Origin of the sequence: Vibrio sp. 10N.261.54.A5 (assembly GCF_041471145.1) — a bacterium.
GTDB classification, from domain to species: Bacteria; Pseudomonadota; Gammaproteobacteria; order Enterobacterales; family Vibrionaceae; genus Vibrio; species Vibrio crassostreae_C.
Window position 1 is genome coordinate 1 of record NZ_JBFRNU010000030.1, and the last position, 19,475, is coordinate 19,475.

Sequence of the window (19,475 nt, forward strand, 5' to 3'; positions counted from 1 at the left end):
TCTGCGGTCAGCGACACCAAAGTCATTCAGTTTACTCATGAGAGTGACGATGTTGAGTCGTTCCGTATCGAGCCAACAGAGTTCAATACTCTAGGTACGTTAACGTCAAACAACTTGGCGGTTCAGCTAAAAGAAGATCCTAACAGTGCTGGTGATTACATCGGTTTTGTTAAAGACGCGTCGGATGTTGAAGCCAACGTCTTTACCGTTACCTTCTCTGGTGCAAATCTAGGTCAATACACATTTACGTTGCTTGAAGCGCTTGACCACGAAGATGGTCTGGTGAATAACAGTTTGAGCTTTGACCTGCCTGTTTATGCAGTAGACAGCGATGGCGATGATTCTTTGGTTTCTCAGTTAAATGTAACCATCGGTGATGATGTTCAAATCATGCAGGATGGTACGTTAGATATCACTGAGCCAAATCTTGCAGACGGCACAGTGACAACCAATACCATCGATGTGATGCCAGAACAAAGTGCCGATGGCACGACGATCACTCAATTTACGTATGATGGTCAACTTCGAACACTTGATCAAACTGACAATGGCGAGCAAAAGTTCAGCTTCACGGAAGGAGAGTTATTCATTACTCTTCAAGGTGAAGTGCGTTTTGAGCCAAATCGTAATTTAGACCACACAACGAGCGAAGACATCGTGAAGTCGATTGTGGTGACTTCAAGTGACTTCGATAACGATCCCGTGACAGCAACGGTTACGCTGACGATTACCGATGGTGATATCCCAACCATCGATGCCGTGCCAAGCGTTACTCTATCTGAAACTAACCTTAGCGATGGCTCTAGCCCGAGCGGTAGCGCAGTAAGTCAAACCGAGACGATTACTTTCACTAACCAAAGTGATGATGTGACGAGTTTCCGCATTGAACCAACTGAGTTTAATGTCGGTGGTGTACTGAAATCGAATGGGTTTGCGGTCGAGATAAAAGAAGATTCTGCTAATCCGGGCACTTACATAGGCTTTATTACCAACGGTTCGAGCGCTGAAGTCCCCGTGTTTACCATTAGCTTCTCTTCAGCCACGTTAGGTGAATACACTTTCACTCTACTTGAAGCGCTAGACCATGTTGCTGGCCTAGCGAACAATGATCTGAGCTTTGATCTGCCTGTTTATGCGGTAGACAGTGATGGTGATGATTCACTGGTATCGCAGCTTAATGTAACGATTGATGATGATGTTCAAATCATGCAAGGTGGTGCGCTCAATATTACCGAGCCGACCGTCGCTGATTTAGCGGCTGGTACACCGACCACGGCTACTTTTGATGTCATGCCAAACCAAAGTGCTGACGGCGCGACCATCACTCAGTTCACTTATGATGGCGTCGTAAACACCCTCGATCAAAATATTGCAGGCGAACAGCAGTTTATCTTCGCAGAAGGCAAACTGTACATTACCCTCGAAGGTGAAGTTCGCTTTGAGCCTAATCGAGATCTTGACCATACGGCCGGCGATATTGTTAAGTCGATAGTGGTGACCTCAAGCGATTTCGACAAAGACTCAGTCACGTCAACCGTTACGTTAACGATCACCGATGGTGATATACCAACCATTGATGTTATTCCAACGGTTAGCTTATCTGAAACGAACCTGACGGATGGTTCAGCCCCAAGTGGCAGTGCGGTAAGTCAAACCGAAACCATCACCTTCACTAATCAAAGTGATGATGTGGTCCGCTTCCGCCTTGAACCAACAGAGTTCAATACCAATGATGCACTCACATCGAATGGTTTAGCTGTTGAATTACGTGAAGATCCGCAAGGGTCGGGCAACTACATCGGATTTACAACCAGCTCGTCGAATGCGGTAACCACAGTATTTACGTTGAGTTTTTCTGGGACAACCTTAGGTGAATACACCTTTACCTTAATCGAAGCCTTGGATCATCAAGATGCACGTGGCAACAACGACCTGAGTTTTGATCTGCCTGTGTATGCGGTGGATAGTGACGGCGACGATTCGTTAGTCTCTCAGCTTGGCGTGACTATTGGTGATGATGTGCAGTTGATGCAAGGCGGCACAATAACCAGTCGTGAGCCTGCTGGAGTCGTCGAAACATCGAATACTCTGGACGTGATGCCAAATCAGAGCGCAGATGGAGCAAAAATCACTTCATTTGTGTTTGATGGAAACAGTGCAGAAAGCCTTGATCTCAATGTGAATGGCGAGCAAGAGTTTGTGTTCACTGAAGGTTCTGTATTTATTACCACAGAAGGTGAGATACGATTCGAGCCTGTGCGAAATCAAGATCACACGAGTGGTGATATTACTAAGACGATTGTTGTTACATCTACTGACCTTGATGGTGATATCGTCTCATCTACCGTGACATTGAAGATTACCGATGGTGATCTTCCAACGATCGATTTGGTCCCTGGAATTACGCTCTCAGAAGTGGATCTCGCTGATGGTTCTTCGCCAACCGGCAATCCAGTGGCGATGACTCAAGTTATTACCTATTCAGAGGGTAGTGACGATGTTAGTTATTTCAGAATTGACCCTGCTCAGTTCAATACTTCGGGGGCTTTGAAGTCGAATGGATTAGAGGTTGAGATTAAAGAGCAGCCAGCGAATTCTGGTAATTACATTGGCTTCGTCAAGGACGGTTCTAACGTCGAAACCAACGTCTTCACGATCAGTTTCTCGACAACCAATCTAGGGCAATATACGTTCACACTGCTTGAAGCGTTAGACCATACAGATGGATTACAAAACAATACTCTAAGTTTCGATGTCCCTGTTTTAGCGGTTGATACCGATGGTGATGATTCTGCAATGTCGCCAATGACCGTGGTGATCACCGATGATGTACAAGGCGTTCAAGATGGGGCGTTAAGTATCACTGAGCCTTCACTTGCTGATATAGCAGCAGGTACGCCAACCACGCCAACAATCGACGTTATGCCGACACAGAGTGCTGATGGCGCGAAAGTGACTCAGTTTATCTACGATGGTGGCACGGCTGTTACGTTAGACCCAACTGTGTCTACAGAACAAGTTTTTACCGTAACCGATGGCTTACTGTACATCACGATTGAAGGTGAGGTGCGCTTTGAACCAAGTAGAAATCTAGACCATTCATCTGGCGATATCGTGAGAACGATAGTCGTGACGACCAGTGATTTTGATAACGATACCGATACCGCGGATGTCACGTTGACGATCAAAGACGGAATTGATCCGGTTATCGATGTAGTGCCAGATATTAACCTATCGGAAGTTGGTCTTGCTGATGGCTCTATGCCGAGTGGTTCAGCGGTTAGCTCGACACAAACGATCACTTATACCGTGGGTAGTGATGATTTAAGCCACTTTAGAATTGCAACCAACGAGTTCAATCCTGGCGACCTACTCAAATCAAATGGTCTTGTTGTTCAGTTAAAAGAAGATCCTGCTTCACCTGGCGACTACATCGGGTTTACTGATGACGGGGCCGGTAACGTAACTAATGTATTCACCATTGATTTTGATAGCGTTAATAAAGGGCAGTTCACCTTCACTTTGATTGAGGCGTTAGATCACCTTGATGGTGATCTTAATAACAGCCTCAACTTCAACCTGCCTGTTTACGCCGTTGATACCGATGGTGATGATTCGGTTAAACGCGATGTCATGGTAACGATACAAGATGACATTCAACAGATGCAAGATGGCACGTTAAGCATCACAGAGCCAAATACTGGCACACCAACCACTGCTACTGTTGATGTAATGCCTACACCAAGTGCTGATGGGGCGACCATTACTCAGTTTACTTTTGGTGGCGGTTCAGCGATCACCTTGGATCAAACTAACAATGGCGAGCAAGAGTTTACCTTCACTGAAGGCTCACTGTTTGTCACGCTAAGCGGTGATGTAAGGTTCGAACCAAACCGAAATCTAGATCATTCTGCGGGCGACATTGTTAAGTCGATTGTGTTTACGTCTTCTGACTTTGATAAAGATACCTTTTCATCAACAGTCACGCTTACGATTGTTGATGGCGATGGACCAACAATCAACGTTGTGCCAAGTGTCAGCTTGTCGGAAAGCTTACTTGCGGATGGTTCGACACCTAGCGGAACGCCTGTCAGTGTGACTCAGACTATCACCTCGCTAGCGAGCAGTGATGACATTGGAAAAATAGTCGTTGAAGCTGGGCTGTTCAATACCAACGGCGTGTTGAAGTCTGATGGCCTTGAATTGAGTTTACGTGAGGAGCCTGCGGGTTCTGGCGACTACATTGCGTTTACGACGGATGGTTCGGGTGGTGAGAAAATCATATTCACCCTAGATTTTGATGATACTAATCCTAGCCAGTATACCTTTACGCTGCTTGAGCGTTTGGATCACGTTGATGGCTTAGGAAGCAACGATCTGAGTTTTGATCTTTCTGTTTACGCGCAAGACACCGATGGCGATATTTCAGCGTCTAAACCGCTTTCAGTAACCATCACCGATGATGTCCAGTTAATGAAGTCTGGTGCGCTTAGCATCACTGAACCAAGCACGGGCACACCTACCACAACGACATTTGATGTGATGCCTGCGCAAAGTGCTGATGGCGCCACCATAACCAAATTTACTTATGGTAGTCAGCCTGAAGAGTCTCTGGTGCAAACCAACACTGGTGAGCAAGAGTTTGTATTTACGGAAGGTTCGTTGTTTATCACGCTTGAAGGTGATGTGCGCTTTGAGCCTAATCGAAACCTGAATCATTCTGGTGGTGATATCGTTAAGACGATTACCGTGACATCAGAAGATAAAGACGGTGATATTGTTACTTCGACCGTGACATTGACGATTTCAGATGGTGCTCCACCGGTAATTGATACTGTACCAACGGTTGCATTGGAAGAAGCGAATCTCGTGGATGGTTCATCTCCGAGCTTACCTGTGAGCCAAACTGAAACCATTGCTTTCACAGCGGGAAGTGATGATGTGAGCTATTTCCGTATTGATACCACTCAGTTCAACACGTCTGGTGATTTGAAATCGGATGGCCTAGTGGTTCAGCTTAAAGAAGATCCAGCCAACAGCGGAACCTATATTGGTTTCGTTGAGAGTGGGGGTGTTCAAACGGATATCTTTACCATCACTTTTAATAGTGTAGTGCTAGGCGAATACACCTTCACTTTGTTGGAAGAGCTCGATCATCTGCCTGTGCAAGGCAACAACGATCAAGTATTCACTCTGCCAGTGATCGCGGTCGACCAAGACAATACCGACTCTGTGATGAAACCTTTGACCGTTACTATCACCGATGATGTGCCTGTCATTACCGATACGACAGCGACCAGCACATTTGTGGTTGATGAAGATGATCTCGGCTCTGCGATTTCTCAAGCAACAGGTGCATTTGTTACCACAGAAGGTGCAGACCAAGTAGAGGTTTACGAACTGCGTAATATCTCTGCGCTTGAAGCGACATTGACCTCTGGAACTGAAGCGATTTCTATTACAGAAGTCACAGGTGCCGCCAACACAACGACCTATCAAGGTACGACGACAAGTGGAACTCCTATCTTCACGCTCGCGCTAGCGAATGACGGCTCTTATACGTTTACGTTGCTAGGTCCTCTAAACCATCCAACAAGCCCGAATTCCAATACCTTAACGATTCCATTTGATGTCGTTGCGGTTGATGGTGACGGCGATGATTCTAACCAATATGTATTGCCAATCGAGGTGCTAGACGATGCGCCAGTAATGAGTGCGCCGACGGGTGAAACGGTTGTCGATGAAGACGATCTTACTGGTATTGGTTCCGATCAATCTGAAGACACCATTATTAATGGCCTGTTCACTGTCGATGAAGGCGCGGATGGTGTTGTGAAGTATGAACTGGTTGATGAAGATTTGGTTCTGACTGGCTTAACCTCCAACGGAGAAAGTTTAGAGTGGCTTGCTGTTTCACAAAGCGGCACAACATTTACTTACGTTGCTCAAACAGCAACGAGTAATGAAGCTGTGTTTGAGATTATTTTCGATACCTCGGATAACAGCTATCAGTTTGAATTGTTTAAACCACTTAAGCACCCTGATGGCGCGAATGAAAACGCAATTGACCTTAACTTTTCTGTTGTTGCAGAAGATTTTGATCAAGACCAATCAAACGCGATCGATTTGAAAATCACGGTGACTGATGATGTTCCATTGGTGACAACTCAATCGATCACACGAATTGAAGGCCAGGGCTATGGTAATTCCAAAGTTGACATGTTTGCTAATGCGACGGATGTCGGCGCGGATGGCGCGGTACTGAGTCGAATTGAGGGCATTACCAGTAATGGTGCAGATATTGTTTTCCGTACAGGAAACAGCGGGCCGTACAGCAGCAGTTTCGATTTAAATAGCGGTAGTCAACAAGTACGAGTGTACGAACAAACCGACGATGGTAGTGGTGGCGTGGACACCCGTGAGCTAGGGCGTTTGCGTATCAACTCAAATGGCGAGGTTGAATTTAGAGCTAACGGCTATCTCGATCATGACGGCCTAGACACCATCGATTTTTCGATTAATGTGATTGCGACGGATGGCGATTTAGATACCTCTGAAACACCGTTAGATATAACGATTACTGATAGGGACTCTACAAGAATCGCTCTGAAAGTGACGACCTTCGAGGATGCGGGTAGAGACTCAACCATACCTTATGCAACAGGCGATGAGCCGGCTCTTGAGAATATTCAAGATAACCAAAATAGTTTGCCTAATGCGCCAGCTCAAGTTGCGCTGCAAGTTAGTCTGTATGACCAAGATAACGCTGAATCTATTGGCCAGTTGACGATTAAAAGCCCGAACGGAGGTGATAGTCATCAAGGTACTTTTTATTACTTTGATGGTGCTGACTACATTGAATTAGTGCCTGAGTCAAATGGGAGCATTATATTTGGTCCTCCTCAACTCGAACAAAGCTTTGCTCCAAATCCGAATGAGCCAAGACAAACTATTGCGACGATAGACAACTTGTTCTTTGTTCCGGACCAACACGCTAGTTCGGATGAAACTGGTGGGCGCGTTCGTTATGAGCTAGAAATTGAGAAAAATGGCAATACGGATCACACCATCAACTCAAACTTCAGAATCGAGATTGAAGCGGTGGCTGATATAGCAACTTGGGATGATTCCAACAGCACTTATCATTATCAAGTGAACGAAGATGAAGACAACGTTACTTTGCAGCTGAACGCAGAGTCGCAAGATAACAGTAATACTGAGACGATTACCTATGAACTTGAAGCGATTCAGGGTGATGGGAAGTTTGAGTTACTTGATCAAAATGGCAATGTGCTTACGCTGACGACGGATGGTGTATATGAAATAGCGGCAGAAGACATTAACAGCACCGTAGTTAACCCGATCGATAACTTCTCTGGTCAGATTGAATTCAAAGCAATAGCGGTTACAAAGGAAACACTGAACCCTTATGAAGATACCGCCAATGGCGGAGCAAATGATAAAACTCAAGCTCGTTCTGTAGAGCAAAACATCATTATTGATGTCACTGCTGACGCCGACCCAGGAAAATTCAGTGTGAGTCGTATCAAGATCAACGAAGACAATATCGATGACCCTGATTACATTGGCCCTTTGGACAACAAAGACGCATTCACGTTAGACGAAGTCATTACCATGACAGGGTCGGTGGACACAGATGGCTCTGAAGAACTGTTTGTCCGTATCAGTAATATCACAGAAGGCGCAGTGCTTTACTTTGTAGGTACAACCACGGTAGTTCCTACCGTTAATGGTACCAATTATCAAGAAATCGCATATTCCGATTTGGCTAATGTTGAGGTTGTTCCAACTAAACACAGTAATGTAGATTTCACCTTTGATGTTACCGGTGTAGTCAAAGATACTGCAAACCTGTCAACCAACCCTCAACAAGTTGATGAAGAAATTCTGGGTACTAAGACGGTCAACGTCGAGGTTAAAGGTGTTGCAGATATTCCTTATGGCGGTACAAACGGTACGGCTTGGACAGCAATCACCGATGGCACAACACCTGGTGTTCAAACCACGATCCAAGAGAGCCAGAATGGAGACAGCTACGCCGAGCTTGATTTCACCGTGTTGTCGGGAGAGAGAAGACCTGATCCTGCAGCAGTAGATCAAACCCCATTACCTGACGATGGTTCAGAATCCATAACCGTTATCCTCTCGGGTATTCCTGATGGCGTTATTCTGGAAGACGGTGACGGTACCATTATTGACCTTAACTTTGTCGGTTACGAAACCGGTCCGGGTGGTAGCCCCGATCTTTCTAAACCTATCTACGAAGCGAACATCACTGACGCAGGTAAAACCTCAGGAATCCGCATCAGACCTGTCGATTCTTCAACAGAGAACATTCACATTCAGGGTAAAGTGATCGTGACTGAGAATGACGGTCATACGCTTACGTTTGACCAAGAAGTGCGAGTGTTGGTCGAACCTAGAATCGATACCTCAGCGACGTACAGCACAGTCACTAATGGCGATGAAGATACGGCGATCAGTATTGATTGGCACCCAGAGGGTACTGATTATATTGATGATGATGAGCATTTCACTTCTATTGTGATCAGTGCCATTCCGACAGATGTTGAAAGTGTTGTGGTTAATGGCGATGTAACTTGGGTTTACGATGCTTCAGCAGGCACTTTAACCATTACGCCGAAGAGTGGACAGACGGCAGAAGAGTTTACTCAAATTGCACTGAACAATAATTTTATTCAGATCACACCTGAACAAGACTCGAGCACCGACTTTACGCTTAATACGGTTGTCATGATCGAAGAGCGAGATCATGAGTATGTTGATGCGACTGATCCTGGTCAGGGCATCGCTATCGCGACAATCACGGGCTCGATTGATGTTATCGTACGTCCAGTCGTTGAGCCGAAAGACGCTAGCAACAAGCTTATCGTCGATGATGTGCTGGGTACTGGAGCACTAGCAACCGTAGTTGCTGATGCAAACACTGGCGTGCTTAAGTTCACAACCAACAGCGATAATACATCGGTTACGGATGAGTTCGTCATTCGATATCAAGAAACAGATGCTTCGTCCGCTATCGAAGAAGTTGACCAGTTAGTTATTGAATTAACAAACGTGGACGGTTCGGAGCTATCAGATGCTGTACTCAATCAACTGCTCGTTATTGGCGCTGCTTATGAAGGCAATGGGCGCTGGGTTGTAACGAATGAAGACATATTTAGCATCAGTGCACCGAACGGCCTTGTTCTTCCTTCAGGAAACAGCGGGGCAGGAGGGTTCAATGACATCAAGATGGATATCTTTAGCACGGTAATAGACCGAGGTGATGGTGCTGAGGTTGAGTCATCTACGGCCGCTCGTAGGGACGGAGAAGTCACTCTGTCATTCCCTCAAGTGGTGGCTGGGAGTACTAAGGTTGCAGCCGATATTGATATAACACCAGACAGTGTTGTTGATGCGATTGAGGACACCCAGTTAGATCTAGGTACGGCATTGAATGGTTTAATTACTTTCTCGGGCGAAGATGACTCAACTGATCAAGTGACCATCATTATTGATGACAGTGTGACCATTAATCCAGGAGCGGTGAACGAAGTCACCTTCCCAATTAGTTTATCGGGAAGCAGCGACCTAGACTTTGTTAATGGCAAATATGTATTCCAGACTACCGTCGATCAAGGGGTCTCGACCGACCTCTCTGGACTACTGCTTAACTTACCAGCCGACTACTCCGGCGACTTTAGGTTGCCGTTGACGATAGTAACTAAAGACGTATTGTCGGGGGATGAGAAAACTCTAGTGACAGAAGTAGTCATTAAAGTTGCTCCTGATGTTGAAGGTAACCCAGATATTGACGTTACTGTCGTTGGTTCGCTTGACGATTCGTTTAACCCTGTCGATACCGACGGTCAAGCAGGGCAAGATCCAGTCGGCTACGAAGATACCTATATCCAACTTGATTTCAGCTCGACCATTGATGACCAAGTAAGCGGAGTTGAAGGTGGTGACGAAAAATTCACCTCTATCACACTGACGTTAAATGACACGAGTGTTGGGGCTTTCTATACCAGCGCAGGGGTATCGCTTGGCACATCGGTGACCTTTAATGAAGTTGAGATTAATGCAGGCGCGTTGGATAATGTACTATTCCGACCGGCGTTAAATTACCCAACAGATAATGACGTAAATCAAGTGCAAGTGAATGTCAGCGGGACGATTACCGATACTGCTACATACAATGATGCAGCTTCGCCAACTGGCAGCGCGACTGATACCGATACTTTCTCTACCAATGTCAGTTTTGAAGTCGTTCCTGTGGTGGATGACGTGTCTGTCACTGGCCCGGGTAGCGATCCTGATGTTATCGAGATTACGGGTACTGAGGACCAGCTGATTTCTTTGTCGGGCACAGGGCCTGTATCGATTGCACTGACTGACCTTGATGGCTCAGAACAGTTTGTGTCGATTAAGTTTACAGATGTACCTGATGGCTTCCAGATGCGTGCAGATGCTGGTTCGGCATACACGGTGAAGAATAATGGTGGTGGTGAGTGGAGTGTTCAACTACCTCAAGCATCAGGGTTATCGTTCGACTTGAGTGAGATTTCGATTTTACCGCCTAAGGACTTCAGTGGTACGGCTGAATTTGGTGTTGCCGTATTTACTCAAGAATCTTTGTTGGGTGTGCCTACTGCAGCATCAAATCTGCCAAGCTTTAAGCTGCATGTGGTACCTGTGGGTGATGATGTTGATACTAATCCAACAGATTCTGTGACAGGTAACGAAGGTCAAAACATTGATATCGAAATCAATGCGACGATTTTGGATAAAGAGCTATCTGCAACGGGCAACGGCACTTATACCGAGAATGCACCAGAGACACTTCGAGTAGAAGTTGCGGGCGTTCCTCAAGATGCCTCTATCTATTATCCAGACGGCACAACCTTGGCTAGTTATGATCCAGTTACGCAGCTTTGGACACTTGATGTTCCTGCACAGTCGCTCGATAAGATCGTATTCAATTCAGGTGAACACAATAGCGATACGGGTAATGTATTAGGCATTAATGGCCCGCTGCAGATTACCGTTCGCTCTGTGGATACTGACGCTGATAACACCGAATATTTGGGGACGCCAACCAGCTTCGATGTTGATCTGGTGATTGATCCTATTAACGATCAACCGATCTTTGTGAACGTAACGAATATTGAAACATCGGAAGACATTAGTGTTGCTATCGACAACTTTAGTATCTACGACGTTGATGCTAACTTTGATAATCCAGACGCTCCGTATGTTCTTACGTTGCAAGTCGATCAAACACTTCCGGGAGCGCAAGGTGTGTTTGAGTTTACGAGCTCACCTGACGTGACGTTTGTATTGCAACCTGGTGGCTCATTGGTGATTACCGGTAAAGAAGCCGACATCAATACCGCATTGACTAATGGAGCCGTGACTTTCAAACCAGACCCAGACCAGAACTACCTCAACCAGAGTGGTTTAGTCACGATCAATGCAACGCTCGATGATGGTGGTAATAACGGCTTGATTGACGCGGGTGATCCGAATACGGCTCAAACTAATCAAACTACGTTCACCATTAAGGTGACGGAAGTGAACGATGCGCCTGTCGCGACAGACGTTGATTTAGGTTCGATTGCAGAAGATGGTCAAATCGTCATTGTTGAAGGGGATTTAATTGCAGCAAGCTCTGACCCAGAAAACCACAACTTAACAGTAACTGGTGTAACTCTGACTCAGGGACAAGGCCAACTAACCCGCTTTGAAAATGCGGGTGGCGCCGATGACGCGGCGATTACCGGACCATTCTGGCTATTTGTAGCGGACAACGACTTTAACGGTGACGTTAAATTCAATTACTCAATTACTGATGACGGTACAACTAATGGCGCGGATGACTTCCTAACCGACAGTGCTGAAATTAGTCTTGAAGTAACGGAAGTGAATGATCAGCCAGTGGCAACGGACATCGACTTGGGCACCATCCTTGAAGAAGGTCAGTTGATCATCAAAGAGGGCGATTTAATTGCTGCGACGAGCGATCCGGAAAACGACACGATTACCGTGACTAATCTGGCGCTCGATGAAGGCCAAGGTCAACTACAACGCTTCGAGAACGTAGGTGGTGCTGATGATGCTACGATCACTGGCCCATACTGGGTATTTACGGCAGCTGATGAATACAACGGCAACGTTAAGTTTACCTATACCGTAGAGGATGATGGTACAACCAACGGCGCTAATGACTTCCTAACGGATACAGCGGAGATCACCGCGATTGTCGATGGAGTGAACGATACACCGGTCGTTAATGGTGACAGTGTCACTACGGTTATTGACGAGGATGCTGGTCAACTGTTGAGTGGTATCAATGTCAGTGACCCTGATTATGTAGATACATTTTCTGATGATCTGATGACCGTCACGCTGACGGTGGATTACGGTACATTGAATGTATCACTTCCAGCAGTGACGACGGTTGTTGTTAACGGCAACAACACGGGTTCAGTCATCTTAGTGGGGACATTGAGTGACCTGAATGCGTTGATTGATACGCCAACCAGTCCAAATGGTGTTTTCCTTGATGCGAGCCTGTCTCCAACCAATAGCATTGGATTAGAAGTTGTTGCCAAAGACAGCGGCAACCCTTCAGGTATTGCGATAGAGACAGCACCTGTGGTTTACAACATCGCGGTGACGCCAGTGGCGAATGCACCAACCCTGTCTATCGATAGTGCGACTAACTACGTGAGAAACATTACTGCGAGTCAGTCTGTGAGTGCGAGTGGCATTCCTTTAGTTGGGATTATCGCAGCCTTAACGGACATTACAGAAGAGCTAACGCTGCATATCAGTGATGTACCTGCTGGCGCTCAAATCACCAGTGCTGCGGGTTCTGTGACGGATCTTGGCGGTGGTGTTTGGGTAGCAACGGCAGATGCAATTGAAAGCTTGCAAGCGGTTGGGCTTTCTCAAACTCCAGGTAACTACACACTGAAAGTCGAGGCGGTTTCTGAAGAGACTGACAACAACGATACAGCAACCTCTGCATCGATTGACCTTAACTTGAACATTGTGTCTAACGCAGTTGATATTAACTTGGCTTCGGAAACCGATGATGTTCAGTTACTGGCTGGTGCTAATGCGACTGACTTAACGGGTGGTTCAGGGAATGATCGACTTGAAGGTGGCGCAGGTGACGATACGCTTGTTGGCGGTGACGGTAACGACACCCTGATTGGCGGCGGAGGCTCAGACATTCTGACTGGTGGTGATGGTATGGACTCGTTCGTATGGCTTAACATCGAAGATGGTGTTGAAGATACGATTACCGACTTTGATTTGTCGGAAGGGGACAGTATTGACTTGAGAGAAGTGTTGCCGGAGCTTAAAAATACATCTCCAGACATGACCGCGTTGCTACAACAGATAGACGCGAAAGTGGACGGGGATGATATTGAGCTTACGATCAACCCGGATGGCTTAGGTACTACGGAACAGGTGATTGTGGTTGAAGACCTTGCGCCACAGCTAACCTTAAGTAGCACCATGCCTTCGGACATTCTGGATGCATTGGTACAGCAGAATGTGATAACTCACGGTTAAAGCGAACCATTGAACCATAACGAAAGAGGCCAGCATTGCTGGCCTCTTTTTTGTTACGGTATAAATTGAAAAGAGTTACTTAAGGGAGTTGTGGATCAGGAACTCTTCTTCAACACCTTTCAATTTCATCTCATCCATAATGAAGTTCACCGTGTTCAACAAACGTTGTTCACCTTTAGGAATCAGATAGCCGAACTGACTGTTGGTGAATGGAGTTTCGCAGCGTGCCGCTTCAAGACGTTCATCAGTTACTTGATAGAATAGACCTTCAGGCGTTTCTGTTACCATCACATCAACTTTGCCTTCTGCTACTGCTTTCGGTACGTCGAGATTGTTCTCGTAGCGTGTGAAGCTTGCATTCTGCAAGTTCGCGTCGGCAAAGATCTCGTTAGTACCGCCAATGTTCACGCCCACACGAACAGAAGAGAGGTTCACTTTCTCAATGCTGTCGTACTGTTCTGCGGTGCCTTTTGCAACCAAGAAACACTTACCAAAGGTCATGTAGCCTTGAGTTTGTTCCGCGTTTAACTGACGCTGCATTTTACGTGTAATGCCGCCCATTGCGATGTCGTACTTATCGTCGTCTAGATCGGCCAGTAGATCTTTCCATGTGGTACGAACAATCTTCAATTCAACGCCTAATTGTTCCGCGATGTGCTGTGCAACGTCGATATCGTAGCCAGAGTAGCTTTTACCATCGAAGTAAGAGAAAGGCTTGTAGTCACCTGTGGTGCCCACACGCAGAGTACCTGATTTTTGAATGTCTTCTAGCTGGTCAGCGTGTGCGACACCAGAAAGTGCCAGAGCAATGGAAGCAAGTAATAGTGATGTTTTTTTCATTGTAATTGTCTGTTGTGTTTGTGTTGTCATTCAAAGTAACAGAAACAATCAGAGAAAGAGATCAAACCATTGGAAAGGTTGGAAAAGAAGATGAAACGAGGGCAGGAGATAGGTATTTCTATGGTTTGTGAGCATTGATCGAGGTGCGTTTCATATTCCGTTTTGATAAACCGAAGACAAACAAAAAGCCCATGTTATCGAATAACATGGGCTTCATTTTGGTTTAACTTGTTAGCTGCTTATTTAGCTATTTAGCTATTTAGCAACTGACTCGTTGTTCATCTTAGCCGGAGCTTTAGATGCGTTAACCAATAGGATACCAACGGTTAGTACCATTGAACCACATAGTAGGAACAACAAGCGTCCTGTTGGTTCGTTTGGAATCAGAGCCATTGCTAGGATACCGAAACCTGCTGTGCTGATAAGCTTACCAAGCATTGAACGCTGTTTAGTATCTAGGTTTTGTTGCTCTTCACCTTCCGCTACAAGCGGCGTGTTCCAGTTAGTGAATAGTTGGTCAACTTCTTTCTCACGCTCTGGCGATAGGCCTTTGTAGAAGCGAGAAGTCATGATGAAGTAACCACCTGTGAACACTACGTGAGCAGCTAAGCTAAGACCTACTTTCAAGTCGCTCCATTCACGGCCTGTAAGCGCTGTTTCTAGACCAAATAGGTTCTCGATGTCTTCTGCTTGCAGAGAGATACCGAAGATGTAAGAAACGAAACCACCAACCACTAGAGTAGACCAACCAGCCCAGTCAGGTGTCTTACGAATCCACATACCTAGTAGGACAGGGATAAGCATTGGGAAGCCAATCAACGCACCTACGTTCATTACGATATCGAACAAGCTTAAGTGACGCAGAGAGTTAATGAATAGACCAATCGCAATGATGAAAATACCCATCATGATAGTCGTTATCTTACTTACAATAACCAGCTCTTTCTGAGTCGCATTTTTACGAAGAATCGGGCTGTAGAAGTTCATTACAAAGATACCAGCGTTACGGTTCAAACCTGAATCCATAGAAGACATCGTTGCAGCGAACATTGCTGACATAAGAAGACCAACCATACCTGCTGGCATTACGTTTTGTACGAATGCTAGGTAAGCAGCATCACCGGCTTTGTCGCCCATTGATGTGTATTGCTCAGCGAACTCAGGCATGAATGCACTAACGTACCAAGGTGGTAGGAACCAAATTAGTGGACCAACAACCATAAGGATACATGCTAGGCCTGCCGCTTTACGTGCGTTTTCACTGTCTTTTGCACATAGGTAACGGTAAGCGTTGATGCTGTTGTTCATTACACCGAACTGCTTCACGAAGATGAATACAACCCAAAGGATGAAGACGCTCATGTAGTTTAGGTTGTTACCTAACATGAAGTCACCGTCGAAGTTAGCAACGATGTTAGTTAAGCCGCCACCGTGGAAGTAAGCTGCTACCGCACAAGTGATTGTCACGGCCATGATTACAAGCATTTGCATGAAGTCAGAAGCAACAACCGCCCAAGAGCCGCCGGTTACTGCCATCAATACTAGAACCATACCCGTTACCACAATGGTAGCTTCCATTGGGATGTTGAATACCGCTGCTACAAAGATAGCTAGACCGTTTAGCCAGATACCTGCAGAGATAAGGCTGTCCGGCATACCTGCCCATGTGAAGAACTGTTCAGACGTTTTACCAAAGCGCTGACGAATAGCTTCGATCGCCGTTACCACACGAAGTTGGCGGAACTTTGGAGCGAAGTACATATAGTTCATGAAGTAGCCAAAAGCATTGGCTAAGAATAGGATTACAATAACGAAACCGTCATTGAATGCGCGTCCTGCGGCACCTGTAAACGTCCATGCTGAAAATTGTGTCATGAAGGCAGTTGCACCAACCATCCACCACAACATTTTGCCGCCCCCTCTGAAGTAATCACTTGTAGAGGTGGTGAACTTACGGAACATCCAACCAATCGCGATTAAAAAGAAGAAGTAGGCGAGAACAACAAAAGTATCAATAGTCATCTTTTCAGCCTTTTAAATATCATAATTAACTGGGCTTAGATTAACGCGTCCCAAGGTTTATTTGTACTACAATATGTCTTTAGTATGATCTAGGTCGCATTGATTTTTCGGCCTCTAACACGTGGTTGTATAAGCATTTGTTTTAATTGAATTTAAATGTGAGTGTATTTTGTTTGAGATCTAAAATAAATTGAGGGTTAAATGTTTATATGTATTACAATATAAACAAAAGCGCTTACTTTGCCGTATCTATAAGATTTTAATTATAACCGTAACAAATGTGCTACAAATTGGTGTGTTGTGCGACGACATTCACGTTAATTTGGAACCCTATACTGAAAATTTTTGTATTGAGATTTCAAGTGTAGCTCATTGTTTTCACTTCGCTATTTTCTGTTTATCTGCGGCCATGAAGCCTTTCTATGCTATTTATTCATCATAGAGGTGCGTATTTGGAATTTTTGTCACTGAGTGGGCGTTAAACTCGATGACGGGACACATTTTGCGGCGCACTTTGTCTATTGTGGCCATCAGTGCATGCGATGAGAGATGTTTGACGACGTATCGAAAAGGACCATTGCTGGGTAAGGGGCTGGATAAGAAACTGGATAGGCGATAGGGGGCACCAGTAACGCTTCGCTAGATGCATACTGACGTAGATTGAAAGCCTTACATTACTCGTTCTTGCCTGTCTTAGTCACGGATCTTTACGAGCCCATAGGGAGAAAGGCGATAGGGTATAGGGGAAACAGAACGTTGATTGAGCGTGTTTACGGTTAGTCAGCGCAATAAATGACAGATAACAAAAAGCCCCACCGAGGTGAGGCTTCATCACTCAATCTAAAACAGATTAAGCGTTAACGTGATCAACTGCGTCACGAACCAGCTTGCCTAGTTCTTCCCACTTACCTTCGTCGATAAGGTTAGTTGGAACCATCCAAGTACCGCCACACGCAAGTACAGAAGGGATCGATAGGTATTCATCAACATTCTTCAAGCTTACGCCACCAGTAGGCATAAATTTAACAGGGTAAACCGCTGTTAGTGCTTTAAGCATACCAGTGCCGCCAGAAGGCTCAGCAGGGAAGAACTTCAACGTGCGAAGGCCCATTTCCATTGCTTGCTCAACTAGGCTTGGGTTGTTAACACCCGGTACGATTGCAACACCCTTATCGATACAGTATTGAACAGTGCGCGGGTTGAAACCTGGGCTTACGATGAAATCAACGCCAGCTTCGATAGATGCATCAACTTGCTCGTTAGTCAGTACAGTACCTGAACCAATTAGCATGTCTGGGAATTCTTTACGCATGATGCGAATCGCTTCGATTGCACATTCTGTACGAAGCGTGATTTCTGCACATGGCATGCCGTTTTCAACAAGTGCTTTACCTAGAGGGATAGCGTCTTCAGCACGGTTGATAGCGATTACAGGAATTACTTTTAGGTTTGCTAGTTGTTCATTTAATGTAGTCATGAATTCTTTCTCACGTTAAATGTGGGCTTGCTTTCAACTAAGCAAACCCTTGATTAATAGTTAAAGTGCGTAATTATAGAGACAGATCAGGCGTCGCTTCTAGAGGAATGATAGCACCTGGATGCTGAATCACAGTCCCTGCCACAGTATGACCTGCTAACGCTGCATCACGTGCATTGCCACCGCTTAAGCGCTTAGCTAGGAAGCCCGCGCTGAACGAGTCGCCAGCCGCTGTAGTATCAACAATGTTGTCTACTGGGTTTGGAGCAACGTACTGAGCGCTTTGGCTTTCAACTACTAGGCAGTCTTTAGCACCACGTTTAATGATGATCTCTTTCACACCAGATTCAGACGTACGTGCAATACACTGTTCAATGCTTTCGTCGCCGTACAACTCTTGCTCGTCATCGAACGTCAGTAGAGCCGTGTCAGTGTACTTAAGCATCTTCAAGTACCAAGAAATCGCTTCTTGTTGACTTTCCCAAAGTTTTGGACGGAAGTTATTGTCGAAGAATACTTGGCCGCCTTGCGCTTTAAATTTGTCTAAGAAGTTGAATAGCTGCGTGCGTCCATTCTCTGTCAAGATAGCAAGCGTAATACCACTTAGGTAAACCGCATCAAAAGAGAATAACTTATCAAGTAGAGCAGGTGTGTCTTCCTGGTCAAACATGAATTTTGCTGCAGCATCATTACGCCAGTAGTGGAAACTGCGTTCACCAGTTTCATCGGTCTCGATGTAGTAAAGCCCTGGTTGTTTGTGATCAAGCTGAGCAATTAAGCTAGTGTCGATACCTTCCGCTTGCCACTTTTCTAACATGTCGGTACTGAATGGGTCAGTGCCTAGTGCTGTTACGTAGCTCGTGTTGATATCTTGCTCTTTTGTTAAGCGAGACAAGTAAAGTGCAGTATTTAGTGTATCGCCACCGAAACTTTGCTTAAGCCCGTCTTGTTTCTTTTGTAGCTCAACCATGCACTCGCCAATGACCGCGATGTTTAATGATTTCATATGCTTACCTTAGCAACTGAGGTTGCGCTAGTTATTATTTTAGGAAATCTTCACGCGCAGGGTTGAAGATATCAAGAAGGATGCTGTCTTGCTCTAGTGCAACGGCACCGTGCATCATGTGTTTACGAGCGAAGTAAGCATCACCTTCTTTAAGGACTTTCTTTTCGCCTTCAATCTCAGCTTCAAAGCTGCCACGAACTACGTAACCGATTTGGTCATGGATTTCGTGAGTATGAGGGTGGCCAATCGCGCCCTTATCAAAACATAGGTGTACTGCCATTAGATCGTCAGTGTAAGCAACGATTTTACGCTTAATGCCGCCACCAAGTTCTTCCCATGGGTTTTCATCTAGGATAAAGAAAGAGTTCATTGTGTATCTCCTAATCTGTTTAAATCTTTTAAGTGTTACTTAACTTGCATCCATCATAAGGGAATGAGCTCAATTGTAATACAATATATCTAAATTTGTGTGATATTGATCAAGCGATACTTCATATAGCGTAAATAAATCAACAACTT

The 19,475-nt window shown here is 45.4% G+C and carries 6 protein-coding genes; 1 reads left to right on the forward strand and 5 read right to left on the reverse strand.

Features of this window, described 5'->3' with window-relative positions:
• The coding region (locus tag AB4329_RS09655; RefSeq protein ID WP_372138161.1) for a cadherin-like domain-containing protein at window positions 1-13,611 on the forward strand (13,611 nt) is incomplete at its 5' end.
• A gap of 75 nt (window positions 13,612-13,686) precedes the next feature.
• On the opposite strand, the gene AB4329_RS09660 is transcribed toward AB4329_RS09655, so the two are convergent.
• From AB4329_RS09660 to AB4329_RS09680, 5 genes are all read right to left on the reverse strand, one after another.
• The gene (locus AB4329_RS09660) at window positions 13,687-14,451 is read right to left on the reverse strand and encodes a transporter substrate-binding domain-containing protein (RefSeq protein WP_017067326.1); all 765 of its coding nucleotides are present in this window, start codon (window positions 14,449-14,451) and stop codon (window positions 13,687-13,689) included.
• A 255-nt stretch (window positions 14,452-14,706) separates the two neighbouring features.
• Window positions 14,707-16,473, reverse strand: a complete 1,767-nt coding sequence (locus tag AB4329_RS09665; RefSeq protein ID WP_136979158.1) for a sodium:solute symporter family protein — start codon at window positions 16,471-16,473, stop codon at window positions 14,707-14,709.
• 850 nt (window positions 16,474-17,323) lie between these two features.
• Window positions 17,324-17,950, reverse strand: coding sequence for a bifunctional 4-hydroxy-2-oxoglutarate aldolase/2-dehydro-3-deoxy-phosphogluconate aldolase (locus AB4329_RS09670; protein ID WP_017061486.1), 627 nt, complete (start codon window positions 17,948-17,950; stop codon window positions 17,324-17,326).
• A gap of 73 nt (window positions 17,951-18,023) precedes the next feature.
• The gene (locus AB4329_RS09675) at window positions 18,024-18,956 is read right to left on the reverse strand and encodes a sugar kinase (protein WP_052878562.1); all 933 of its coding nucleotides are present in this window, start codon (window positions 18,954-18,956) and stop codon (window positions 18,024-18,026) included.
• Window positions 18,957-18,990: 34 nt separating this feature from the next.
• A complete protein-coding gene (locus AB4329_RS09680; protein ID WP_009846518.1) occupies window positions 18,991-19,326 on the reverse strand; it encodes a cupin domain-containing protein in 336 nt (111 codons plus the stop codon).
• Between the last annotated feature and the right edge of the window lie 149 nt (window positions 19,327-19,475).